The organism is Planctomycetota bacterium (assembly GCA_033763975.1).
Lineage (GTDB): Bacteria > Planctomycetota > Phycisphaerae > Phycisphaerales > UBA1924 > RI-211.
In genome coordinates this window covers 42,857-67,054 of sequence record JANRJM010000012.1, presented here as the reverse complement: position 1 = coordinate 67,054, position 24,198 = coordinate 42,857, and the positions used below count along the sequence as shown (strand labels likewise).

The 24,198-nt window shown below is 71.2% G+C and carries 16 protein-coding genes; 8 read left to right on the top strand and 8 right to left on the bottom strand.

Features of this window, described 5'->3' with window-relative positions:
* Positions 1 to 62: 62 nt before the first annotated feature.
* On the bottom strand, positions 63 to 671 hold the full coding sequence (locus tag SFY69_06910) for a hypothetical protein (GenBank protein MDX2131763.1): 609 nt from the start codon (positions 669 to 671) through the stop codon (positions 63 to 65).
* 126 nt (positions 672 to 797) lie between these two features.
* Positions 798 to 4,424 (bottom strand): carbamoyl-phosphate synthase large subunit, encoded by a 3,627-nt coding sequence (carB, locus tag SFY69_06905; GenBank protein MDX2131762.1) that lies wholly within the window; start codon positions 4,422 to 4,424, stop codon positions 798 to 800.
* Between the two features lie 190 nt (positions 4,425 to 4,614).
* Between carB and SFY69_06900 the strand changes: the two genes are divergently transcribed.
* Positions 4,615 to 5,280, top strand: a complete 666-nt coding sequence (locus tag SFY69_06900) for a hypothetical protein (GenBank protein MDX2131761.1) — start codon at positions 4,615 to 4,617, stop codon at positions 5,278 to 5,280.
* 24 nt (positions 5,281 to 5,304) lie between these two features.
* Here the strand turns inward: SFY69_06900 and otsB are convergent, their stop codons facing one another.
* From otsB to SFY69_06885, 3 genes are all read right to left on the bottom strand, one after another.
* Positions 5,305 to 7,836 carry a trehalose-phosphatase gene (gene otsB, locus SFY69_06895; GenBank protein MDX2131760.1) on the bottom strand — a complete coding sequence of 844 codons (2,532 nt, stop codon included), beginning with the start codon at positions 7,834 to 7,836 and terminating at the stop codon, positions 5,305 to 5,307.
* Entirely contained in the window at positions 7,833 to 9,200 is a 1,368-nt protein-coding gene (locus tag SFY69_06890) for a trehalose-6-phosphate synthase (protein ID MDX2131759.1), read from the bottom strand. Before SFY69_06890 ends, otsB begins: the two co-directional genes overlap by 4 nt.
* Before the next feature lie 72 nt (positions 9,201 to 9,272).
* The gene (locus tag SFY69_06885) at positions 9,273 to 10,406 is read right to left on the bottom strand and encodes a DUF1275 family protein (protein MDX2131758.1); all 1,134 of its coding nucleotides are present in this window, start codon (positions 10,404 to 10,406) and stop codon (positions 9,273 to 9,275) included.
* Positions 10,407 to 10,562: 156 nt separating this feature from the next.
* On the opposite strand from SFY69_06885, the gene SFY69_06880 reads away from it, so the two are divergent.
* From SFY69_06880 to ychF, 3 genes are all read left to right on the top strand, one after another.
* Entirely contained in the window at positions 10,563 to 10,994 is a 432-nt protein-coding gene (locus SFY69_06880) for a hypothetical protein (GenBank protein MDX2131757.1), read from the top strand.
* An 897-nt stretch (positions 10,995 to 11,891) separates the two neighbouring features.
* Positions 11,892 to 13,082 (top strand): hypothetical protein, encoded by a 1,191-nt coding sequence (locus SFY69_06875; GenBank protein MDX2131756.1) that lies wholly within the window; start codon positions 11,892 to 11,894, stop codon positions 13,080 to 13,082.
* A 48-nt stretch (positions 13,083 to 13,130) separates the two neighbouring features.
* Positions 13,131 to 14,234: a redox-regulated ATPase YchF gene (ychF, locus tag SFY69_06870; GenBank protein ID MDX2131755.1), complete on the top strand. Its 1,104-nt coding sequence runs from the start codon at positions 13,131 to 13,133 to the stop codon at positions 14,232 to 14,234.
* A 20-nt stretch (positions 14,235 to 14,254) separates the two neighbouring features.
* Here the strand turns inward: ychF and SFY69_06865 are convergent, their stop codons facing one another.
* Entirely contained in the window at positions 14,255 to 15,292 is a 1,038-nt protein-coding gene (locus SFY69_06865) for a M28 family peptidase (GenBank protein ID MDX2131754.1), read from the bottom strand.
* Positions 15,293 to 15,454: 162 nt separating this feature from the next.
* Positions 15,455 to 17,032 carry an IMP dehydrogenase gene (gene guaB, locus SFY69_06860; protein ID MDX2131753.1) on the bottom strand — a complete coding sequence of 526 codons (1,578 nt, stop codon included), beginning with the start codon at positions 17,030 to 17,032 and terminating at the stop codon, positions 15,455 to 15,457.
* A gap of 100 nt (positions 17,033 to 17,132) precedes the next feature.
* Between guaB and SFY69_06855 the strand changes: the two genes are divergently transcribed.
* The 4 genes from SFY69_06855 to SFY69_06840 all read left to right on the top strand — a co-directional run bounded on the left by SFY69_06855 (position 17,133) and on the right by SFY69_06840 (position 23,452).
* Positions 17,133 to 19,151: an amylo-alpha-1,6-glucosidase gene (locus SFY69_06855; GenBank protein ID MDX2131752.1), complete on the top strand. Its 2,019-nt coding sequence runs from the start codon at positions 17,133 to 17,135 to the stop codon at positions 19,149 to 19,151.
* Positions 19,152 to 19,160: 9 nt separating this feature from the next.
* A complete protein-coding gene (gene ruvX / locus SFY69_06850; GenBank protein MDX2131751.1) occupies positions 19,161 to 19,640 on the top strand; it encodes a Holliday junction resolvase RuvX in 480 nt (159 codons plus the stop codon).
* Positions 19,641 to 19,782: 142 nt separating this feature from the next.
* The gene (locus SFY69_06845; protein ID MDX2131750.1) at positions 19,783 to 20,724 is read left to right on the top strand and encodes a hypothetical protein; all 942 of its coding nucleotides are present in this window, start codon (positions 19,783 to 19,785) and stop codon (positions 20,722 to 20,724) included.
* 55 nt (positions 20,725 to 20,779) lie between these two features.
* Positions 20,780 to 23,452 carry a hypothetical protein gene (locus SFY69_06840; GenBank protein MDX2131749.1) on the top strand — a complete coding sequence of 891 codons (2,673 nt, stop codon included), beginning with the start codon at positions 20,780 to 20,782 and terminating at the stop codon, positions 23,450 to 23,452.
* Here SFY69_06840 and SFY69_06835 read toward each other — a convergent pair.
* On the bottom strand, positions 23,449 to 24,183 hold the full coding sequence (locus SFY69_06835) for a lysophospholipid acyltransferase family protein (protein ID MDX2131748.1): 735 nt from the start codon (positions 24,181 to 24,183) through the stop codon (positions 23,449 to 23,451). The genes SFY69_06840 and SFY69_06835 overlap by 4 nt on opposite strands.
* Between the last annotated feature and the right edge of the window lie 15 nt (positions 24,184 to 24,198).

Sequence of the window (24,198 nt, the reverse complement as noted above, 5' to 3'; positions counted from 1 at the left end):
CCCCCGATTCGTCCGGGCGGCCCCCCCTCCGGGACGCGCCGCGGAACATCAATGTCACGCGATCAGGCGCCGCGGCGGCGGCGGACGGCGACGATCCCGCCCAGCCCGGCCAAGGCGAGCGCACCGGGCGTCGGCACAGGGCGGGTGAGGACGCGGATCTGCGTGATCTCGGCAGCGCCGGGCGTCGCGGGGATGTCGAACCGCAGGACGTTGGCGTTGATCTGCACGACACCGGCCTGCATGCCGCGGAGGGGCTGCCCCGTGGGGTACGCCGTGCCGGGCGCGCCCAGGGGGATGTCGGAAATGTCGAGCCACTGGTCGTTGTAGATGACGCCGATGATCGGGTTGCTGTAGAAGACGGTGCCGATGGTGGAGGTGCCGGTGAAGTTCGCGATGTGGATGAAGTGGCTGTCGACGGGGCCGAAGACCGGGCCGGGCGTGGGCAGCACGGACGAGGAGGGGTTGAGCGTCATGTCGCACAGCGTGCCCGCGGAGTTCGAAGAGTTCTGCTGCTCGTCCCACACGAAGGCGTTGGGCCCGCTGAGCGGGGGGAAGTTGGCGATGGGCGGGGCGCCCACGAGCGTCGCCTGCCCGGCGACTCCGGTGACGGCGGCCGAGGCCACGGACGCGAGCAGAACGGTCGTTGTAACACTGGCGATCCTGTTGAACATGTGCGATTCTCCCTTGTGCCGGTGGTGTGTTGTCCGGCACGGGAAGAGCGACGCACGACACGGATCGCTCACGCATGAAACAACGCGCGCGCCAAGATGGCAGTCTGGGCAACCCGCGGCTCTGATCTACCGCGCCGACCCGGCGGGGCGGAGCACGGGCTCCACGAGCGTGGCGGCACGGGGCGGCGCGTAGTCCTGCAACGCCGCCACGTCCCACCCGCGGGCCCGGGTCGCCTCGATCGCGCGGGCGGCGGCGGCGGCGGCGGTGGTGGTCGAGATCATCGGGATGTTGAGCCGCACGGCGGTGGAGCGGATGCGTCCCTCGTCGGTCTGCCAGCCCGTCCGCGTCGGCGTGTTGATGATGAGCGCGATCTGCCCGTTGTGCATGAGGTCGAGCACGTTCGGGCGCGCCCCCGCGCCGATCTTCTGCAGCACCCGCGGCGAGACGCCGTGCGCCGCGAGGTACGCCGCCGTCCCGTCGGTCGCGTACACCGTGAAGCCCTGGTCGATGAGCAGGCGCACGGGGTCGACGATGGACGCGCGGTCCTGCTCGCGCACCGAGACGAAGACGGCGCCCTTGGCGGGGTCGGTGGGAAGCCGCTGCCCGGCGCCCATCTGGCTCTTGGCGAAGGCGATGGGCAGGCTCGCGTCGATGCCCATCACCTCGCCCGTGCTGCGCATCTCCGGCCCGAGCACGACGTCGACGCCCGGGAACTTGCCGAACGGGAAGACCGACTCCTTCACCGCCCAGTACGAGGGCGCGGCGCCGGGCTTGGCGGGCCCCGGCAACCCCGGCACGCCCGACAGCGGCGCGCCCATCATGCACTTGGCCGCGATCGCCGGCCAGGGCGTGTGCGTCACCTTGCTCACGAAGGGCACGGTGCGGCTCGCGCGGGGGTTGACCTCGAGCACGAAGATCTCCCCGTCCTTGATCGCCAGTTGCAGGTTCATCAGCCCGCAGACGCGCAGCTCGCGCGCCATGTCGCGCGCGAGCGACTCGATCCGCGTGATGATCGCCGGCGGGAGCGACGCGGGGGGCAGCGTGCACGCCGAGTCGCCCGAGTGGATGCCCGCGTGCTCGATCTGCTCCATCACGCCGCAGACCACCGCGACGGGCGTGTGGAGGCTTCCCCGCGAGCCGGGCGCCTCGCCCGAGCCCGGTCCCTCGCGGAAGTCGGCGACGACGTCGACATCGACCTCGGTGGCGCCGGCGAGGAACTTGTCGATGAGCACGGGCGCCTCGTCCATGCCGCTGGATTCGAGCGCGGTCGTGATGAAGCTGAGCAGCGCCCGCTCGTCGGGGCAGATCTCCATGCCGCGCCCGCCCAGCACGTAACTCGGGCGGAGGAGCACGGGGTAGCCGATGCGCTTGGCCTCGCGCACGGCCTCGTCGAGCGAGCGCGCCATGCCCGCGGGCGGACGCGACAACCCGAGGCGCGAGAGCACCTCGTCGAACCGCTTGCGGTCCTCGGCGCGGTCGATCGAGTCCAGGCTCGTGCCGATGATCGGGACGCCCGCGCCGACCAGGCCCTTCGCGAGGTTGAGGGGCGTCTGCCCGCCGAACTGCACGATCGTGCCGCGCACCAGCCCGCGCCCCCCGCCCAGCCGCTCGATCACGTTCAGCGTGTCCTCGAGCGTGAGGGGCTCGAAGAAGAGCAGGTCGCTCGTGTCGTAGTCGGTGCTGACCGTCTCGGGGTTGCAGTTGATCATCACGCTTTCGAAGCCGAGCTCCTTCGCGGCGAAGGCGGCGTGACAGCAGCAGTAGTCGAACTCGATCCCCTGCCCCACGCGGTTGGGCCCGCCCCCCAGGATCACCACCTTGGGACGCTCGGTCAGGCGGATCTCGTCGTCCGCGCTCGCGCCGGGCGCCCCCGACGCACGCCGGATGCCCCGCTCGTACGTGCTGTAGTAATACGGCGTGACGGCCTCGAACTCCGCGGCGCACGTGTCGACCAGCTTGAACACCGGCTCGACGCCCAGCGCGCGACGGCGCGCCCGCACCTGCAGGATCGTGTCCGTCGTCAGCGAGCCCAGGTACAGGTTCGCGAGCTGCGCGTCGCTGTACCCCATCTGCTTGGCGCGGAAGAGCACCTCGGCGGGCACGTCGTCGAGCGACTTGGAGTCGCACAGCGTGTCCTCGAACTCCACGAGCTCGCGGATCTGCTCGAGGAAGAACGGGTCGATCCGCGTGAGCGCCCGCACGCGCTCGACCGACCAGCCCATCTTGAACGCGTAGCGGATGTAGTAGATCCGCCCCTGGCTGGGCACGCTCAGCTTGCGCGAGAGCTTGTCGAGCGGGATGGGCCACTCGATGGGCTGGCCGTCGGCGGTGCGCAGGCCCGTGGGGCTGTGGGCGCCGTCGTGCGGGGCCGCGGGCTGCTCGCCCCGGCGTGCGGGGGCGGCGCCCGGGCCCATCACGTCGAGCACGAGCTGGTCGTGCTCGACCGCGCGCATCGCCGCGAGCCACTTGTCGTTGCGGTCGAGCCCGAGCCCGTAGCGTTTGACATCGAGCGAGCGGATCGCCTTCTGGAAGCTCTCCTTGAAGGTGCGCCCGATGGCCATCACCTCGCCGACGGACTTCATCTGCGTGGTGAGCGTCTCGTCGGCCTCGGGGAACTTCTCGAACGTCCAGCGCGGGATCTTCGTGACGACGTAGTCGATCGCCGGCTCGAAGCACGCGCTCGTCGTGCCCGTGATGTCGTTCTTCAGCTCGTCGAGCGTGTAGCCGATCGCGAGCTTCGCGGCGATCTTCGCGATGGGGAACCCCGTCGCCTTGCTCGCGAGCGCGCTGCTGCGCGAGACGCGCGGGTTCATCTCGACGACGACCATCTCGAAGGGGCGCGTCCCGTCGGGCCCGGGCGCGGGGTCCGGGTTCACGGCGAACTGCACGTTGCTCCCGCCGGTCTCCACGCCCACCGCCCGCATGATCGCGAACGCGGCGTCGCGCATCGCCTGGTATTCCTTGTCCGTCAGCGTCAGGATCGGCGCGACGGTGATCGAGTCGCCCGTGTGCACGCCCATCGGGTCGATGTTCTCGATGCCGCAGACGATGATGCAGTTGTCGGTGCGGTCGCGCACCACCTCGAGCTCGAACTCCTTCCAGCCGATTACGCTCTGGTCGATCTGCACCTGGCGGATCATGCTGGCGGCCAGGCCCCGCTGCACGATGTCGCGGAACTCCTCGCGGTTGTACGCGATGCCCCCGCCCGTGCCCCCCAGCGTGAACGCCGGGCGGATGATCGCCGGCAGCCCGATCTCCAGCAGGAACGCCTCGGCCTCTTCCAGCGTCTGCACGGTGCGGGCCCGGGGCATCGCCAGCCCCAGCCCGGTCACGATCTCCTTGAACGTCTGGCGGTCCTCGGCCCGGTGGATCACCTCGCGGTTCGCCCCGATCATCTCGATCCCGAACTCGCGCAGCGTGCCGTCGTCCCACAACGCACAGGCGCAGTTGAGGGCCGTCTGTCCGCCCAGCGTCGGCAGGATCGCGTCGATCCGCGTCCCGCGGGCGTGCTCCTTCTCGATGATCTTGCGGACCGCCTCCGGGGTGATGGGCTCGATGTACGTCCGATCGCTGAACTGCGGATCGGTCATGATCGTCGCCGGGTTGCTGTTCACCAGCACGATCCGGTAGCCCTCGGCCTTGAGGGCCTTGCACGCCTGCGTGCCCGAGTAGTCGAACTCGCACCCCTGCCCGATCACGATGGGTCCAGAGCCGAGGACGAGGATGGTCGAGAGGTCGGTGCGTTTGGGCATCGGGGGTGCTGACTCCTGGTGTCGCGCGGGCGTGCAAGCCGGTCGCCCCGCGCAGCGCGGTGAGCGCAAACTCGGAGACGGTAGACCGCCCGCGCTGGCGTTTCCCGGTTGGCCCCGATTTCGCGCGCAACTCGCGCCCGCGCCAGCCCGAGCCTGCGCGCCCCGCCTCTCCACGCGGTACGCTCACGCCATGCTGGACACGCGAAGGATGAGCAGGCGGGTCAGGATCGGTGGGATCGCGGCGGGGGCGCTCGTGCTCGCGGGCGGGTGGGGGTGCGGGCCGTCCCGCGTTGCCCGCGACGCGGCCGAACTGCGCGAGGTCGGCCTCCCCAGCGAAGAAGCCATGGAAGCCGCGGCGGGGGTGCTCGCCACGCGGGGCTACCAGTTGCAGGCCGTCTCGCCCTCGCTGCTCAGCGCCACGCTCCGCGAGGACACCAGCGGCTCGCGGGCGGCGTCGACCGCCGCCGGGGCGGCCGCGGGCGGGACCGCGGCGGCCGCGGGCGCGGGGGCGATCGGCGGCCTGTTCGTCGGCCTGGGCACCAGCCTCTTTACCCACCAGGGTGCGAAGATCTCCCAGATCAACGTCCAGACCGCCCCGCTCGACGCCTCCACCTCCGCCATGCGCGCGACGGCGGTCGTGAACGGGCGCGTGCAGCCCTCGTGGACGCCCCTGCGCGAGTTCTGGGCCGATATGCAGGCGCGTGCGCCCGTGGGCGAAGCGACCGACCGGGCGCGGGCGGCGTTGCCGCTCGCCGAGTCGAAGACCGGACCCCGTGCCGCGCCGAAGGACGCACCGGCCCCCGCCGAGCCGACCGCCCCGCAGGAGACGGCATCCGACAGCGCGCCCAAGCAGTGACCGATCTCGGCGCAGGACGGGCGGCTACGCGTCGCGCGACAGGCGGCACGCGGCGTTGATGAGCGCCAGGTGCGAGTACGCCTGCGGGTAGTTCCCCAGCGCGACGCCGAACCGCACGTCGCGCTCTTCGCTGTACAGCCCCAGCGGGCCGGCCTGCGCCGCGTACGCGTCGAGCAGCGACCGGGCGCGCTCGCGCTCGCCGATGGCGTGCAGCGCCTCGATGAGCCAGCCCGTGCACAGGTGGAACACGCCCTCGTTCCCGGGCAGCCCGTCGTCGTAGACGTAGCGCATGACGCCGTCGTTGCGGCGCAGCCCGCGCTCCACCACGCGCACGGTCGAGACGAACCGCTCGTCGTCGGGCGCGATGAGCCCGGTGAGCCCGGTGAGCAGGCACGCGGCGTCGAGATCGTCCGAGCCGTACGCCGCCGTGAACGCCCCGACGCGGGCGTTGTACCCGTGCGCGAGCACGTCCTCGCGGATCTGGTCGCGCAGTTCGGCCTCGCGCGGGCGGGCGGGCTCGCCCAGCGCGCGACGGGCGGCGATCGCCCGGTTGATCGCGTGCCAGCACACCGTGCGCGAGTGCACGTGGTGGCGCAGCGGGCCGCGAACCTCCCAGATGCCGTTGTCGGGCTCGTTCCACCGGCGCGCGACGGACTCCACCATCGCGTCGAGCAGGCGCCCGTGGTCGGGCGTCACCGGCGCGCCCGCCTCGGCGACCTGCGCGATGAGGTCGGCCACCGGCCCGAACACGTCGAGCTGCACCTGGTGCCCCGCGCCGTTGCCCACCCGCACCGGGCGGCTCTCCGCGTACCCGGGCAGCTCGGGCAGTTCACCCTCCGCGCCCAGTTCGTTCCCCCCGACCGTGTAGATCGGGCGCAGGCGCTCGGGGTGCTCGAGCTGATCCACGACGCCCAGCAGCCAGTCCAGGAACTTCATCGCGTGCCCGGTGGAACCAAGCCGCACCAGCGCTCCCGCCGCCATCGCGCCGTCGCGCACCCAGCAGTAGCGGTAGTCCCAGTTGCGCAGGCCCCCCAGTTGCTCGGGCAGGCTCGTCGTTCCGGCGGCGAGGATCGCGCCCGTCGGCCCGTGGCAGAGCGCCTTCATGACCAGGGCGCTGCGCCGGACGAGCGCCTCGTGCGGGCCGCTGTACTTGAGCGTGTTGGCCCAGCCCGTCCAGAACTGGCGCGTGGTCTGACGCCGCGCGAGTTCGCCCCCGGTGCTGGGGATGGTCGCGGTCGAACCGATGCGCAGCTCGAGCGTGAGCCCGTCGGAGGGGAGATCGATCTCGGCGTGGGCGGTGTGGTGCTGCCCGTCGGGCTCGATGGACCAGGCGATGCCCGGGGCGCGGAGGGACAGCGGGTCGGCGCCGCCCTCCACGATCAGACCGTTGTCGGTCGCACGCAGGCGCGTGGGCGTGCGCCCGAAGTCCAGGCGCGGCGCGAACGTCAGGCGGATCTTCCCCGCGCCCTCGACGTGCCGGAAGAAATCGGTCCGTCCGGCCCGCTGGAACGCCCGCCCGCCGGTGCAGTCGAAGTAGTCCACGATCGTGATCGCGCCCAGCCGGGTGCGGGCGATGAACGACTCGCCGTCGTACGTCTGCGCATCGGCGCCCGGAGCCCCGGACGCCCCCTCGCCCGCCGGGCGGACCGTGAACGCCCCCCCGCGCGCGCCCGCGACGATCGAACTGAAGATCGGGGGCGAATCGGCGCGCGGCGCCCCCAGCCACGCCACCCCGCCCCCCGGCTCGATCAGCGCCAGCGAGCGCTGGTCGGAGAGCATCGCGTGCGCGTCGATCGGCACACTGCCCGTCAGCGCCGCCTCGCGCGCCCGGGCGCGCGCCAGCCCGTTCAGAAGCACCGCGACCTCCTGCACGCCCGCGACGCGCAGCGGCGCGATGCTGGGGCCCTCGCCGACCTTCACGCCCACGTGCGGCGGGGAGAGGGTCGCGAAGGCGTCCTCGTCGGTGCGGTCGTCGCCGATGAAGATCACCCCGCTCGCGCCGCTGCGCCGGCGCAGGTGCGTCAGCGCGCCGCCCTTGTCGGTCGAGACGGCGGAGAACTCGACGACGAGCAGCCCCTCGCGCAGGCGTGACGCGCCGAGCTCGACGCTCATCGCCCGCGCCGCGTCCAAGAACTCGGCGTGGCGCGCGGGTTCGACGTGCCGATAGTGCACCGCCGGCCCGGCCGGCTTGTACTCCACGAGCGTGCCGGGGAAACGCCGCTCCAGCGGGCGGAGCGCGTCGAAGATGTGCGCGGCACGGGCGCCGTCGACCGGCGGGCCGTCGGTCCACTCGGCCCCGTGCCCGCCCACGACGTGGACATCGCCGATGTCCGTGAGGCGCGGGCGCAGGTCCGCGAGGGCGCGTCCGGAGATGACGGCGACCTCGGTGCGGGGCAGGGCCGCCAGGCGGCGCAGGGCGTCGAGCGCCTCCGCGCGGGCGCGTGCGTCGGCGGGTCGATCGACGATGTCGGCGAGCGTGCCGTCGAAATCGCACGCGACGAGCAGGATGGGCGTGCGCGCCAGCCCGCCGACGATCTCCTCTGGCACTCCGCTCACCCCAGCGCCTCCATGTACTGCTTCGCCCAGAAGTGCACGTCGTGACGACGGACCATCATTCGCAGAATGGCCATCCGCTGCCGGGCGTCCTGGCTGCGCATGGAAAGCGCTTCGAGCAGCGTCGCGCCCGTCCCGTCGAGGTCGCGGGGGTTCACGAGCAGCGCCCGCCGGAGCTGGCGGGCGGCGCCGGCGAACTCGCTGAGCACGAGCACGCCGCCGAGGTCCGGGCGTGCCGCGCAGAACTCCTTCGCCACCAGGTTCATCCCGTCGCGCAGCGGGGTCACCATCATGACGTCGGTCGCGCGGTAGTAGGCGACGAGTTCCTCGCGCGAGAGGTTCCGCCGGAAGTAGTGCACCGCCACGCGCCCGGGCTGGCTGAACTCCCCGTTGATGCGTCCCACGGTCTGCTCCACGCTGGTGCGCAGCTCCGCGTACTCCTGCACGGACTCGCGCGAGGGCACCGCGACCTGCACCAGCACCGCCCGCTCGGCCGAGAGCTGCTTGTCGTGGAGCAGCTGCTCGAAGACCTTGAGGCGCAGGTCGATGCCCTTGGTGTAGTCGAGGCGGTCGACGCACAGGATGATCTTGCGGCTGCCCACGTCCTTGCGGATCTGCTTCACGCGCGCGAGCGTGGCGGGCTGCTCGGCGATCGACTCGAACTCGCCGAAGTCGATCGAGATGGGGAAGGCATTCACGCGGACCCTGCGCCGATCGATGTGCAGCTCGGTGTCCGTGCCTTCGAGGTCGAGGAACCGGCGTGCCAGGCGCGAGAAGTTCTGCACGTCGCTGAACGTCTGGAAGCCCACGAGGTCCGCGCCGCAGAGGCCGCGCAGGATCTCGGCGCGCCAGGGCAGCCACGCGAAGAGCTCTTCCGGCGGGAAGGGGATGTGGAGGAAGAACCCGATGCGCAGGTCCGGGCGCAGTTCGCGCAGCATCGCGGGGACGAGCTGGAGGTGAAAGTCCTGCACCCAGACGAGGTCGTTCGGACGCGCCGCCGCCGCCGCCGCCCGTGCGAAGCGCCGGTTCACCTCGAGGTACGAGCGCCACCAGTGTCGCTGGAACTCGGGCGTGCGGATGGCGTCGTGGTAGAGGGGCCAGAGTGTGCGGTTCGAGAACCCGTGGTAGTAATCGCGGATCTCGGCGTCGGTCAGGGTCACCGGGCGGATCGGCACGCCGTCGTGCGTGAAGGCCCGCAGCGAGCGGTCCGCCGAGCCGGTCCAGCCGACCCAAGCGCCCTTGCGGGCGCGCACGATGGGCAGCAGTGCGGTGACGAGCCCGCCCGGGCTCACCTCCCACCCGCCGGAGCGCGAGTGCGCGAGGGGCAGCCGGTTCGCCACGATGATGATGCGTCGGCTGGTTGCCATGCGAGATGGATGCACGATCGAAGGGTTCGATGCTAGCGCACCGGTCCGCCCGTCGCGTGGATGAGGACCTCTTCATCGCGCGGTCCGCGCGTCGTCCAGCAGGTTGAGCGCCCGCGCGAGCGCGATCTCCAGGTCCGAGCACGCGGCCCCGCCGTCGTCCCATGCGCCCGCGCGCCGCAACTGCTCGAACTGATCGCCCCGCAGCCCCGCGATGACCATCCGCCGGTGCTCGCCGCGCATGCGCTCCAGCACGCCCGCGATCTGGTGCACCGCGTTGGAATCCAGCGACGTGACTTCGTCGAGGTCGAGCACCACCACGCGGACCCGCGGCGGCAGGCGGTCGGCCCACGCCGTCAGGTCCGGCAGGCGCTGCGCGCCGGTCGGATGGTCGCGATCGCGCCGCAGGTGATACACGCCGATCTCGGGCGGCAGGCCGAAGTCCTTCGTCACCAGGTCCGATGCCTCGATCTCCGCGATGGGGCGCGTCGCGTCGACGAACACCAGCCACAGCAGGAATGCCACCGGCGGGAACATCGACCACCGGGGAAGCGTGTCGAACGCGATCGTGCCGAGCGCCGCCCCGAGCAGGAACGACCCGAACACCGACGCGAGCAGCACCAGACGCCGGGCGCCGGGCTGCGCCGACAACGCGCCCGTGGTGCGAGGTGTGCCCGTGCGTTCGCGCGGCCAGGAGAGAAGCTGCGCGAACTCGAGCCCGACGTCGGTCAGCACGCCGGTCACGTGCGTCGTGCGCACGACGCCGTTGGAGATCCGCGTGATCGTCGCGTTCTGCAGGCCCATGGCGCACGACGCAATGCCGCCGAGCAGGTACGTGCCCGAGGGGCCGGTCAACACGCTGCCCTCGCGCACTTCCACGCCGATGGCGAAGAGCCCGAGCAGCACCGCCTCCACCAGCATCGGCGTGACGTAGATGGACTCCCACCCGCGCCGGCGCGCGTGCTCGGTGAGCAGGCCCGACAGCACCGCGCCGCACAGGAACGTCACCAGCAGGAACCCCGCCAACGCCGCCAGCGCCCACTTGCCCTCGACCACGTCTCGCCCGAGCATCGACGTGGTCCCCGAGATGTGCGAGATCGCCGTCCCGAGCGCGAGCACCGCGATGAGATTCGTGTAGCCCGACACCCAGGCGAGCGTCACCGCCAGACGGGCCTGCTGCTGGAAGGAATGGGCCTGCGAGATGAACACGGGGAGTTCATCGGCATTGTAGAGCGGCGTTCGGGCCGCCGTAGGGAGAATGTTCGGTATCGCCGCAGCACTTTCCGACGTGACGCCCCCCGGGCCTCGCCCCGCGCGCGTCCCGCAATCCGCTAGGCTATCCGCCACACTCAGGAGTCACGGACCATGGGCGCACTTCACAAGATCTGGACGGATGCGAAGAAGAAGGTCAAAGACTGCGACGCGCTGTTCAAGGACAACCTCGGCGGCGCGCTCGACAAAGCGGAAAACACCTACCTCGATTACAAGAAGTACGAAGACAACCTCGAGAAGGTCGTGACGAACGTGGACAAGGTGAAGGTCGAGGCCGAGAAGGCCGAGAAGCTCGTCAAGTCGTACTTCACGACCCTGCAGAACGCCAAGACCAAGCCCAGCAAGCCTCCCGTGCCCTTCCCCGACAACGAGAAGATCATCCTCAAGACGGCATTGAACGACCTCGCCGGGCGACTCGCGGCGTACATCGCCGAGGTCAAGAACAAGAAGATGCCCACGCTCGATGAAGTCAACGCCTGGCGCGGCAAGCACACGAAGGGCGCGATCAAGGAAATGGGGCTGTAGCACCGGCTTTTCACGCCGGTTCGTGGTCGTCGCTCCTTCCGCGCGAATTCCTCGCGCCTGAATCTCAAGTCACATGAAGAATGTGCGAACGCCGCGGCGCGGCTGCAGATACGGCTTGACAAGGGGGGGGGGTTAACCTTCCACTATGAACTCGCTTCTTCGCCGTCCTGCAAAGTTCCTGATTGCAATTATCACTCTTCCTGCGTTCGCGTATGGGCAGGGAGTTGCTATGTCGGAGTGCGACCCGTGTGTCGTACCCGTCGAGGACGATCCATGTTGCATCGCATTTGCGACAAAGTGCCAGCGATTCACATCACCGCCGGTCGTTACCATGGGTGTGCTCGTCCGTGACTACCTCGAGCTCGATTGCGTGAACTGCTGCAAGTACGAACCCGATGAGTGTCACGGGAATGACCCGATTCCGGAACTTCGAACCTGTGTGCTGGATGGTCCGTCATTCACCGAAACCGCGTGGTTCATGCCGGGCGTCCGCGGAAATCCTCAGTCGGCAATCATCAACTGGCTACGAAACGCGATAGGAATGAATCCCATTCCCTACTTTCCCGGTCCAGTCTGCACGCTAAACGCGCCCAAGTGTGAATGGCAGGCAACTCTGTCATGGGTCGAATACGAAGAGGGACGGGAGGTTGAATCTACGTTGACATGGGCGATGACCGGCTCATGGGTCACGGTTCCCGTTGCGCCATGCGATTTCTCTTGGGTTGGCTGCCCGGTGGCTGGAACTCCGTGGATCGTCATGGGTTTGTACTGTGGCGGTATCGAGATCATATCTGCGAAGGCAAACCGATTTTGGGATAACGGCTGCGGATCCCCTTTCTCGAAGCAGTGTCTGCCTCGTATTCCCTGCGAATAGGTGCAATTGAACGGAGCGTCCCCATGCGTCGCATCGCCACCAGCGTTCTTTCGGCGGCCATTTGCCTCGGGGCAAGCGGCACTGCGTCGGGCCAGTGCGACGACGCACGTGCGTTTGAGGCCGAGGTTCGCGCGCTCGGCGTCCGCATGGCAGAGCCGGAGACCGCTGGGCGCCTCCTCGCGCAGGCGAGCGCGATTCTCGCGGACGAAGCCTGCGTCGGCGCTCATCCGGGCGTGCGTCTCATCGCGGCTCGGTTGGCAGAAGCGACGGGCGATTGGCGCCGGCTGCACGAACTCAGCGGCGCGGCGCTCCAGCGTGAGGCAGGCCCGGCGGTGTCGCGCGTGGAAACCCGCGCACACTGGCTCTGCGAGCGGGCGAACGCGTCGTACCGCCTGGTCAGCGGTGAACCCCCCGCGCCCCCCGGCGTCGATCTCGCGGGCGACGTTGCGGTGTTCGCAGAGTACATCGGAACAATCAGCCGTGACGGGCGTCTGGCCGATCCGAGCATGTGGCGTCAGTTTGCGGCCGACGCACTGATCCGCAACGCGTCAGTTGTTCGCTCGGGCGGAGACTTCGCGGGTGCCGCCGCCGCCGAGCGTGCCGGAGCGGCATTCGTCGCATCGTTCGGGGCGACGCGCGAGGCCAACGCCGCATTGAGGGGCTTCGCGTCCGACGAGTTCCTGCAGAGGGCGGCGACCGACGAGATTCGAAGCGGGAACATCACCCAGGCGGCGGACACGATCCGCGAGATCCACGCGAATCCGGCGAGCGCCCGGCACGCCGCGATGCATGCGCAGTTGCTCCTTCGCGCCGCGAGGGACCAGAGGCAGCTCGGCCCGTTCGTCTGTCTTCTCTGGGATCGTCTGCCCCACGACGCCGACACGGTGAACCTTGTTGCCAACGCCGCCGTCGTCGCCCAGCCCGAGGACGAGGTTGTTCTCGCCCGGATCGTGGACGACTGCCTGACACTCGACGCGGCCGTTCTTGACGAGGCGACGCGTCTCCGCAACACACGGCTGACGCCGGCGCGGGCGGCCGCCACCGGCCCGGTGCACGCGCACCTGCTCATGAACCGCGCGATCTTCGCGGCGTCTGCGGGCGATCGGGCCCTGGCGGACGCGCTGGTCGAGGACGTTCGTGCCCGCGGCTGGTTTGGCGAGTGGTGCAAATCGCACATGACCAGGATCAGGTTCGAGCAGGGACGCCAACGCTGATCGGTGAACGCCCGCGCTACTATCGGGGCCTTTCGAGGAAGCCCCCATATGGAAGCCGGGATTGTCGGTCTGCCCAACGTCGGCAAGAGCACGCTGTTCAATGCGCTGACGCGCGGCAACGCCCTCGCCGCGAACTACCCCTTCGCCACGATCGAGCCGAACGTCGGCGTCGTGCCCATCCCCGACGCACGCCTCGCGCGGATCACGAAGTACATCCCGCCGCAGAAGGTCATCCCCGCGGCGTTGCGCCTGGTCGACATCGCCGGCATCGTGAAGGGCGCCAGCAAGGGCGAGGGGCTGGGCAACAAGTTCCTCAGCCACATCCGCGAGGTCGACGCGATCCTGCAGGTCGTCCGCTGCTTCACCAAGGCCCCGGGCGGCGAGGACGTGCTGCACGTCGCGGGCTCGGTCGATCCCATCCGCGATATCGACATCATCAACACCGAACTCATCCTCGCCGACCTCGAGACCGTCGAGGGTGCGTGGAGCAAGAGCGAGCGGGCCGCCAAGAGCGGCAAGCCCGAGGACGTCGCCCGCTTCGAGGTGCTGAAGAAGCTCAAGCCCGTGCTTGGCGAAGGACGCGCGGCCCGTGCGGCGAAGATCGAGGAGCCCGAGCAGCAGCGCCAACTCAAGCACCTCGGGCTCATCACCGCCAAGCGCGTGCTGTACGTGATGAACGTCGACGAAGACGACCTCGCCGGCCAGAGCGCCGCGTGCCAGGCCGTGCGCCAGTACGCCGCCAAGGAAGGCTCCGAGGTCGTCCCGGTGTGCGCGAAGATCGAGAGCGAACTCTCGCAGATGACGCCCGAGGAGCAGCAGGAGATGCTGGCGGCGTACGGGCTGACCGAGCCGGCGCTCGCCGCCGTCGCCCGCGCGACGTACCACCTGCTCGGGCTGCAGTCGTACTTCACGGCGGGCGAGAAGGAAGTGCGGGCGTGGACGGTGCCGGTGGGCGCGACGGCCCCGCAGGCCGCGGGCGTCATCCACACCGACTTCGAACGCGGGTTCATCCGCGCCGAGGTCTACACCCTCGAAGACCTCGAGAAGCACAAGAGCGAGAAGGCGATCAAAGAGGCCGGGCGGATGCGCATCGAGGGCAAGGAATACGTCATGAAGGACGGCGACATCTGCCACTTCCTGTTCAACGTCTGACAGGTCGTTCAACGTCCCAGTCAGCCGACCGAACCGCCCGCCAACTCCTCTACCGCCCGCACCAGCCCGCCCGTCACCCGCGCGAAGCGTTCGAAGTCGATCTTGTCTGGCGTGTCCTGCTGGGTGTGGTAGTGCCGGTAGCGCAGCGGGGCCGTGTCCGTCACCATCAGCCCGGGATAGCCGCACTTCCAGTACGACCAGTGGTCGCTCGCGCCCGCGCGGGGGATGATCGCGGGCACCGCGGCTCCCTCGCACGGGAAGGGCGTCGTCCGCCGGAACGTCTCCACGCAGCGCGCGACCAGCGCGCGCGACTCGTGCAGCCCCACGAACGACACGAAGTTGCCCACCTTCGGGTAGTACCGCGAGAGCAGGGGCGGGTAGCGCTGGCTGCCGGGCTCGTCGGTGTAATGCCCGAGCGTTTCGGGCGTGAGCATCGCGACGATGTTCTCGCCCGCCGCGCGGCATGATCGCGCGTGCACCAGGCTGCCCATCGCCTCCGTCCAGAACCACGGGGGCTCCTCGTTCGCGTAGAGCACGAAGCGGAGCGTGCGGCCTGGGGCGCGGGCGGGCGGGCCCGGCGCGCCGAAGTAGGCCGCGAGCGCGAGCGTGCACGCCACGCCGCTGGCGTTGTCGTTCGCCGCGGGGCAGGGCCCGCTGCGGAGCTCGATGCTGTCGTAGTGCGCGCCGACGACGATGATCTCGCTGGGGCGCGACGAGCCGGGGATCTCGGCGATGATGTTCGCGCACTCGACGCCTTCCACGACGTACGTCTGCTCGCGGGGTGTCAGCCCGCACGCCCGCAGGCGGCCCGCGAGGAACGCGCGCGCCCGCGCGTACACGTCGGGGTGGAACCAGTTGCGGGCGCGATAGTCGGTCGCGAGCGCCTCGACATCACGGCGGAGTGCGCCGGCCAGCGCCGCTTCGTCGGGCGTGACGGGCGGCAGGGGACCGGCGTGCGATGTGCCGGGAAACCGCAGTTGCAGACGCGGGATCGGCGAGGCGCCCACCACGCCCCGCAGCATCGTCCAGAGCGACATGCCCCGCTTGCTTCGTTCCATTGCGGGGCGAGCATACCCGCTGCGAGGCGTGGGCCGCCCACTCACCCCTCACCCCCTCACCCACTCGCTGTCTCGCTGTCTCGCTCTCTCGCTGTCTCGCTCTCTCGCTGTCTCGCTCTCTCGCTGTCTCGCTCTCTCGCTGCCTCGCTGCCTCGCTGCCTCCTACATCCTCCCAACCATGTAGTTCGGGCTTTCCTTCGTGATGAGGATGTCGTGGGGGTGGTTCTCGACGACGGTCGCGTTCGACACGCGGCAGAACCGGGCGTCGCGTCGCAGCGCCTCGATCGTGCCGCAGCCGCAATACCCCATCGCGCTGCGCAGCCCGCCCACCAGTTGGTACACGAACTCGGCGAGCGAGCCCCGGTACGTCACCAGCCCCTCGACCCCTTCGGGGACGAACTTCTGCGTCACCTTGCCGTCGGGCGCGACCTTGTCGGCCTGGCGGTAGCGGTCGGCGCTGCCCGCGTTCATCGCGCCCTCGCTGCCCATGCCCCGGTAGCTCTTGTACCGGCGTCCCTGGTGGATCACGATCTCCCCGGGCGATTCGTCGAGCCCCGCGAAGAGCGAGCCCATCATCACGCAGCTCGCGCCCGCGGCGATCGCCTTGGGGATGTCGCCCGAGAGGCGGATCCCGCCGTCCGCGATCACCGGCACGTCGGGGTCGATCTCCGCCACCGCGTCGGCCACGCTCATCACCGCGGTGATCTGCGGCACGCCCACGCCCGTCACCACGCGCGTCGTGCAGATGCTCCCGGGCCCGATGCCGACCTTCACCGCGTCGACGCCCGCCTCGATCAGGTCGCGCGCCGCGTCGGCGGTCGCGATGTTGCCCGCGATCAGTTGCACGCCCGCCCAGCGCTTGCGGATCTCGGCGACCGTGCGCAGCACGTTCTCGCTGTGCCCGTGGGCGGTGTCCACCACCAGCACGTCCACCTCCGCCGCCAGCAGCGCCTCCACACGCTCGAACTGCATCACGCCCACCGCCGCCCCGCAGCGCAGGCGCCCGCGCTCGTCGCGGCATGCGCGCGGGAACTGGCTCTGGCGCTCGATGTCCTTCATCGTGATGAGCCCGGCCAGGCGCCCGCCCTCGTCCACCAGGATCAGCTTCTCGACCTTGTTCTCGTTCAGGACGCGCTCGGCGTGGTCGAGGCTCGTTCCCGGCGGCGCGGTGATGAGCCCCGACGAGGTCATCACCTCCCGCACCGTCGTGCCCGTGTCTTCCACGAACTTGAGGTCACGGCGCGTGATGATCCCGACGACCTTCCCCTTGCCGCGCAGGTTCGTGCCCCCGTCCTCCGTCACCGGGAAGCCCGAGACGTGGTACGTCCGCATGAGCTCCTTGGCGCGCGCCACGCTGTCGCCGGGCCCGAGCGTGATCGGATCGACGATGATGCCGTTCGCCGAACGCTTGACCTTCGCGACCTCGCGCGCCTGCGCCTCCACGCTCAGGTTCTTGTGGATGATCCCCAGCCCGCCCTCCTGCGCGAGCGCGATCGCCAGCGACGACTCCGTCACCGTGTCCATCGGCGCCGACACCAGCGGGATGTGCAGGCGGATCGATCGCGTCAGCCGCGTCGACGTGTCGGCTTCAGCCGGCATCACCCCCGAGCGGCGCGGCAACAGCAGCACGTCGTCGAACGTGATCCCGTCGGACACGATCTTGGGGTGGGCAGAGGCGGGGGCCGGGCTCGCGGTCGCGCCCGTGGATCGGAGAAGCCGTGGGTTCGCGATGCCTTCCATGAAACAGGGTTGGGGCGGAGGCATCCAAGGTCAAGTGCCGACCTCTCATCCCCAAACGATCGACCGTCGAAGCACCCGCGGGCGCGGGGTAGGATCGCCCGTGGAACGGCAGGACGGCACCCGCATCGACCTGACCAGCCGCCCCGACCTCGGGCGGAGCGAATGGCTCCTCACCAACGCCCTGGGCGGGTTCGCGATGGGCTGTGCCGACGCCGTCCCCCGCCGCCGGTACCACGCGCTGCTCATCGGCGCCACGACGCCCCCCGTCGGTCGCGTCGTCGCCCTCGCCCACGTCGCCGACTCGATCGTCGTCGCGGCCGGCGATCGCCCCGAGCGAATCGACCTGTCGGACTTTGACTTCCCCGGCAGGCCCGCCGCCCGCTCGCCCGACGAGTTCATCGCCGATCCGGCCCGCGTCTCCTGGCGGTGGATCACCCCCGCCGGCTCGGTCCGCCGATCCCTCGAACTCGCCGATGCCCGCAACGCCGGCATCCTCACCTACGAGCGCGACGGCGAACGCCCCGCCCGCCTCGAACTCCGCCCGCTCGTCGCGCTCCGCGACTTCCACGAACTCGCCCACGAGCACGCCGGCGCCCCCTCGCTCACACTCGAAGGCCCCGACGCCTGCGTCCTGCGGGCCGGCTCGCGCGAACTGCGCCTGCGCTGCGTGGTCGCCCGCTTCGAGCCCGCCCCGGACTGGTGGCGCGCCTTCCAGTACGCCTTCGACCGCGAACGCGGGCAGGACTTCGCCGAGGACCTGTTCTGCCCGGGAACGTTCGTCGTCGACCCCTGGCCCGCGGGCGCCGTCCCGCGGCTCGAGGCCTGGACCGACGGGCAGACCCCGCCCCCGCCCGAGCCCGCCTCGCCCAAGCGCGCCCGCCTGCGCGTGCTGCGCGAACGCGTCGGCCCGCGCCTGTCCGACGCCCACCGCTCTGCCGGGGCCGCGCTCGCCGACGCGTCCGACCACTTCATCGTGCGGCGTGACCTGCCATCGGGCGGCTCGATGGCGACGATCATCGCGGGCTACCCGTGGTTCTCCGACTGGGGGCGCGACTCGATGATCGCGCTGCGCGGGCTGCTGCTCGCGACGGGGCGCGTGCCCGAGGCCGTCGGCGTGCTGCGCGCCTTCGCCGGGCAGCGCCGGCGGGGCCTGATCCCCAACTGCTTCATCGATTCGTCGGGGCACGCGGAGTACAACACCGCCGACGCGGCCCTGTGGTTCGTGCACGCCGCCCTCGACGCGGCCGAGGCCGGCGCCGACCCGGGCATCGTCGCCGCCGAACTCCTCCCCGCGTGCGTCGACATTCTCCGCGCCTACGCCGCGGGAACCGACTACGACATCCGTGCCGACGCCGACGCCCTGATCCGCGCGGGCACGCCCGGCACGCAGCTCACGTGGATGGACGCCGCCCGCGATGGCGTGGTCTTCACCCCGCGGAGCGGGAAGCCGGTCGAGCTCAACGCGCTCTGGATCGCCGCGCTGCGACGCATGGCGAGCGCCGACGCCGCCCGCCGCGCCGAATGGGGCGCGCTGGCCGACCGCGCCGCGTCGTCGTTCTCGAAGTTCTGGAACCTCGAGCGTCGCTGCCTGTTCGACTGCCTGCCCGACGGCGACACGCCGCCCTCCGACGAGATCCGCCCGAACCAGATCTACGCCGTCAGCCTCCCGCACTCGCCGCTGTCGCGCGAGCAGCAGCGCGCGGTGGTGGAGTGCGTGCGCAACCAGTTGCTCACCCCGATGGGCCTGCGCACGCTCGAACGCGACGACTTCCGCTATCGCCCGCGCTACGAGGGGACGCTCTTCGAGCGCGACGGCGCGTACCACAACGGCACGGCGTGGCCCTTCCTCCTCGGGCCCTACGCCGAGGCCGTCCTCCGCGTCGGCGACTTCTCGCCCCAGGCCCGGCGCGACGCGTTCGACGCGATCGCGCCCCTGCTGGGGCTGCTCACCGGCACGCCCCAGTCGCCCACGCCCATCGGCGCCGTCGCCGAGATCTACGACGCCGAACGCCCGCAGCGCCCGCAGGGGTGCCCCGCCCAGGCCTGGAGCGTCGGCGAACTGCTCCGCGTCCTGCTGCTCATCGACGAGCCCGCTCCCACCGCTCGACCGCGTCAATAGTTCCGCCGGATGCGATACCTCGCGATCGACCTGGGAGACGCCCGCACCGGCCTCGCGCTGGGCGACGCGCAGACGCGCATCGTGTCGCCCCTCTCGGTGCTCGAAGTCCGCCGCGACGAACGCGCCGGCGACGCCCTCCTCGACGCCCTCGTCCGCGCTATCGACGACGCGCTGGGCCCGCCCGCCCGCCGTCGCGCCGCGCTGGTCGTCGGGCTCCCGCTCAACATGGACGGCTCCGAAGGCCCCCGCGCCGCGCTCACCCGCGCCTTCGCCGCCCGCATCGCCGAGCGTGCCGGCCTGCCCGTGCACTTCCACGACGAGCGCCTCTCCAGCGCCGACGCCGACTGGCGCATGGCTCGCTCGGGCCTCACCCACGCCCAGAAGAAAGCACGGCGGGACGCGCTCGCCGCGTGCGCCATCCTCTCGGACTTCCTCGCCACCCTCCCGGGGAGCACGCCCGGCGATTCTCCGGCGTCGGACCACGACTAATCGCCTTTGGCGCGCGGGGCGGCCCGGTCCTTGGGCACCCCCGGCCCCGCTCGTGAAACCCGGGCCTCACCGCCGCGTCTGACACACGCGGGACGCGCCCGTGCGTGCCGGCATGTCACGGGGCGTCACCTAGGATCAACGCATGCCGCTCGTGAACCTGCTCGTCGCCGCGATTCTCACGGTTCAACCCGGCGCCCAGCCGCGCACCGATGAGCCCCCTCTTCCCGACGGCCCGTGCGTCGCCCCGACGAACCCGCCCGCGCCCGACGCCCCCCGCGCCGTGCCGCCCGCGTCCGACGCGCCGTTCGCGAGCGCGGGCGACATGCTCAACGCGCTCGAGAAGGCCGACGCCGAGCTGCGCACGCTCACCGCGGACCTGAAGTTCGAGCGCGAGTTCGAGATCCAGGGCGACCGGCAGGTGCGCGTCGGCAAGCTCTTCTACAAGGACTTCACGCCCGAGGGGAACGTGACGCCCGACGCAGCGCCCGCGCCGCGCGACCGTCGCTTCGCGGTGCGCTTCGAGAGCCTCCAGGTCGGCAGCCGCCTCATCCCCGAGGTGTACGAGGTGCTCTTCGACGGGCAGTGGCTCATCGAGAAGCGCCCGGCGAACAAGGAACTCACCCGGACGCAGATCGTCCGCGCGGGCGACACGTTCGATCCGCTGCGCATCGGCCAGGGGCCCTTCCCGCTGCCCGTGGGCCAGAAACGCGCCGAGATCGAGGCACGCTACGACGTCACGCTGCTCGCGCCCGACGACGGGCTCGAGGCCCTCGACGCCAAGGACACGCCCGCCCTCCGCGCGTTCGTCGCGGGGTCGCAGCAGCTGCGCCTGGTCGTGAAGCCCGCGCTCGCCGCGACCGAGGACCTCCGCGAGATCCGCCTGTGGTACCGGCGGGGCGACGACGCCATGCTGCTCCCGCGACTGGCCCGCACCGTCAACCGCGCGGGCGACATCGGCCTGGTGCAGATGATCAACGTCCGCGTGAACACGCCGATCGCGCCCGAATCGCTCGATACCGCGGCCCCCGCCGACTGGAACCAGCAGGTGCGGACGCTTCCCCCGTCCTCCGCCGGCAAGGAGTGAGCCGATCGGGCCGATAGCATCGCGAGGGACCGTCCTCCGCGGAAGGAGCCGCACCATGCCAGAGCCCGCCCGCTCGTCGCCATCCGCCCGCGCCAAGTGGGCCTGGCTGCTCGTCGCCCTGCTCGGGTGGATGCCCGCCGCGCGGGCCCAGGTGGCGCCCGCCGACGTCCCAACGCCCGCCGCCCCCGCCCCGCCGGCCGAGGCGTTCCCCGCGCCCGAAGTTTCCGACGCCGTCACGCGTTTGCTCGAGCAGCCCTACCTGCGCGAGGACGAACGCCGCCTCCTCCGGATCCGGCACGGCGTGTGGGAAGACGCCGACCTGCAGACGCCCGCCGACCATGCCCGCGCCGCGCTGGTCCGCGGCGCGCTGCGGTCTCCCGCGCTCGACGACGAGCAGGCCCCCGCGCTCGACCGCGCCGAGGCGCACCTCCGCCGCGGCAACCCGGCGCGCGCGCTCGAACTGCTGGACGGGGCCGAGGCGCCCCAGGGCCCGGCCGCGGCCCGCGCCGCCCGCCTGCGGGGCGAGGCCCTGGCCGATCTCGGTCGGTTCGACGACGCGATCGCGGCACTGACGCCGCTGGCCGGGATGCTCGCGAATGCGCGCGACGCCGACGAGGCGGGCGACGCCGCGATGGGGCTGCTGCTGCTTGCGCGTCTCGTGGGGCCGGCCGACGAGCGTGCGATGAAGTACCAGCCGATGCTCGATGCGCTGGGGCGGGCGCGCGAAACGCTCAACCGCCTGGCGTGGAGCGTCCCGCTGGCCGAGGCGATGCTGCTGTACGAGAAGGACCGGTACGCCGAGGTGGGCCCGGCGATCGAGAACACGCTGACGCTGAACCCGCGGTGCGCCGCGGCGTGGTCGCTGCTCGGGCGTGCCGCGGTCGACAGCTTCGACTTCCCGCGCGCCGAGGCGATCGCGCTGCGCCTGGATGAACTCGCGGGCGAAGCCACGATCGACGGCGCGATCATCCGGTCGATGGTCGAGGTCCGCCGGGGCGAGGGCGCCGCGGCCGAACGGGCGCTGGAGGGGGCCCGCGGGGCGTTCCCCGACAGCCGCGCCGTGCGGGCGCAGTGGGCCGCCGCCGCCGCCGCACGCTTCGACTTTGCCGCCGCCGACGCGCGCCTGGCGGAGCTCGACGCGCTCGCGCCCGGCACCCCGGTGGGGCAGCTCGCGGTGGGGCGCGCGATGGCCTCGGCGCGCCAGTACGAGGAGGCCGCCCGGTACCTCCGGGCCGCGGCCGAGCGTGCGCCGCGCTGGGCCGAGCCGGTGATCGAGCTGGGCCTGTCCGAGCTGCAGGCCGGACGCGACGCGCAGGCGCTGGACGCGCTGGAGCGCGGGGCGACGATGGACCAGTACAACGTGCGTGCCGCGAACAGCCTGACGCTGCTGCGCGAACTGCGGTCGTACCTGCGCTTCGAGAGCGAGCACTTCGTCGTGCGATGCCGCCCCGGGCAGGACGAGATCCTGGCGCGCGAGATGCTCGCGCAGCTCGAGAAGATCTTCGCGCGCGTGACCGGCGACGGGCCGGGCGGCATCCGGCACGCGCCGAACCACAAGACCGTCGTCGAGCTCTACCCCGATCACCGCTGGTTCAGCGTGCGCATCGCCGGGCTGCCACAACTGCACACGATCGCCGCCGCCACCGGGCCGGTCATCGCGATGGAAGCCCCGCGCACCGGGCCCGGGCACAAGGTGGGGACGTACGACTGGGCGCGGGTCGTGCAGCACGAGTACGTGCACACGGTCACGCTCTCGCGCACGAAGAACCGCCTCCCGCACTGGTTCACCGAGGCGTCCGCCGTGTACCTCGAGGACGCGCCCCGCGGGTACAGCACGGTCCAGCTCCTCGCCCGCGCGGTCGAGACCGGGACGCTCTTCGACCTCGACTCCATCAACGTCGGGTTCGTCAGGCCCCGGCGACCCAGCGATCGCGCCCTGGCCTACGCGCAGGGGCACTGGATGTACGAGTACATCATCGAGCGGTGGGGGAACGAAGCGCCGCTGCAACTCATGGACCTGTACGCCGCCGGCGTGCGCGAGCCCGAGGCCTTCCGCACCGTGCTCCAAACGTCGCGCGAGGACTTCCTCGCCGGCTTCACAGACTGGGCGCGCGAGCAGCTCGTGGCCTGGGGCATGTCCGCGACCGACGAACGCCCGGGCATCCTGACGCTCCTCTCCCGGAGCGGCGCCGACGAGCCCTCGCCCCCGCTCATCGCCGAGTGGCTCTCCTCGCACCCCGACAACCCCTTCGTGCTCGAACTCGCGCTCGAGCAGGCCACCAAAGACGCCCCCGCCGACGTCCCCGCCCTGTGCGAGCGCTACGCCAAGGCCCGCCCGGTCGATCCGCTCCCGCACAAGCTGCTCGCGGCGTTGTACCTCTCGGGCCAGGACGCCCCCGCGGGCAAGAGCCCCCTCGACGCCATCCCGCACCTGGAGTATCTCGACGCGCGCGAGCAGAGCTCGCCCGGCTACGCCGCCGAGATCGCGCGCCTGTACGCGACGAAGAAGGAGTTCCCTCGCGCGCTCGCGTCGGCCGCTCGCGCGACGCAGATCGCCCCCTACGACGCGACCATCCGCGAGTTCGCGGCGACCATCGCCCTCATGGCGAACGACCTCGACGCCGCCGAGCGTCACCTCCGGGCGCTCACCATCCTCGAGCCCGACCGCACGGCGCACCAGCGTCGGCTCGATGCGCTGCTCGCACGTCGCGCCTCACCCGCCCCTTAGCACGCCACCGCGCCCGCCCCCGCGGGCCCGTCCGCCTGCGGCTCGCTCTCCCGGGCCCACCCGCTCGTCTCCCGGAACCAGCCTTCCAGCGCCGCCACGATCTCGCCCGGCGTGGCCCCGGCAAAGTCCATCACCGGACCCACCGTCAGCGTTGAGCGGCTCGTGCGCCACAGGCTCTCCCACGCCTTGTCCGCCTGGGGCGTGCCCGAGATCCAGATCGGAAGCACCGGTGCGCGCGTCCGCGCGACCAGGAACCCGATCCCCGGCTGGAACGCGCGCAGCCGTCCCGGCGGACGCTCCAGGCCTCCCTCGGGAAACACGCCCAGCACGCCCCCGTCCGCGAGGTGGCGCAGCGCCTCGCGCGTGCCCCCGAGATCGCGCCCGCGCCGGTTCACCGCGATGATCCGCGCCCACTGCCAGAAAAACCCCAGCCGGGGCGTCATCATGTCCGACCCCATCATCCACCGGACTTCGAAGGGCGTCACGCCCTGCACCAGCAGCGGGTCGACCCCGGCCGTGTGATTGCACACGACGATCAGCGGCCCGGTGTGCCGCCCACCGGGAATCTCGCCCCGCACCCGCACGCGGTGCACCAGCCGCGCGTACAGGCGATTCGCGAAGTAGAAGAATCCGGTGACGACGTCCCCGCGCGGGTTGTCCTCCAGCCGACGGCTGAGCACAGCCCACCCCAGCCACGCCGCCGCGAGGATGATCCACCACAGGACTGACATCGAACCGGCATGTTA

Bases quoted from the DNA above. Each gene is read 5' to 3' on its own strand.
- SFY69_06900 (MDX2131761.1), top strand. From the start codon at position 4,615: ATGCTGGACACGCGAAGGATGAGCAGGCGGGTCAGGATCGGTGGGATC.
- SFY69_06875 (MDX2131756.1), top strand. From the start codon at position 11,892: ATGCGTCGCATCGCCACCAGCGTTCTTTCGGCGGCCATTTGCCTCGGG.
- SFY69_06840 (MDX2131749.1), top strand. From the start codon at position 20,780: ATGCCAGAGCCCGCCCGCTCGTCGCCATCCGCCCGCGCCAAGTGGGCC.
- SFY69_06845 (MDX2131750.1), top strand. From the start codon at position 19,783: ATGCCGCTCGTGAACCTGCTCGTCGCCGCGATTCTCACGGTTCAACCC.
- ruvX (MDX2131751.1), top strand. From the start codon at position 19,161: ATGCGATACCTCGCGATCGACCTGGGAGACGCCCGCACCGGCCTCGCG.
- guaB (MDX2131753.1), bottom strand. From the start codon at position 17,032: ATGGAAGGCATCGCGAACCCACGGCTTCTCCGATCCACGGGCGCGACC.
- SFY69_06890 (MDX2131759.1), bottom strand. From the start codon at position 9,200: ATGGCAACCAGCCGACGCATCATCATCGTGGCGAACCGGCTGCCCCTC.
- SFY69_06910 (MDX2131763.1), bottom strand. From the start codon at position 671: ATGTTCAACAGGATCGCCAGTGTTACAACGACCGTTCTGCTCGCGTCC.
- carB (MDX2131762.1), bottom strand. From the start codon at position 4,424: ATGCCCAAACGCACCGACCTCTCGACCATCCTCGTCCTCGGCTCTGGA.
- SFY69_06865 (MDX2131754.1), bottom strand. From the start codon at position 15,292: ATGGAACGAAGCAAGCGGGGCATGTCGCTCTGGACGATGCTGCGGGGC.
- SFY69_06880 (MDX2131757.1), top strand. From the start codon at position 10,563: ATGGGCGCACTTCACAAGATCTGGACGGATGCGAAGAAGAAGGTCAAA.
- SFY69_06835 (MDX2131748.1), bottom strand. From the start codon at position 24,183: ATGTCAGTCCTGTGGTGGATCATCCTCGCGGCGGCGTGGCTGGGGTGG.
- ychF (MDX2131755.1), top strand. From the start codon at position 13,131: ATGGAAGCCGGGATTGTCGGTCTGCCCAACGTCGGCAAGAGCACGCTG.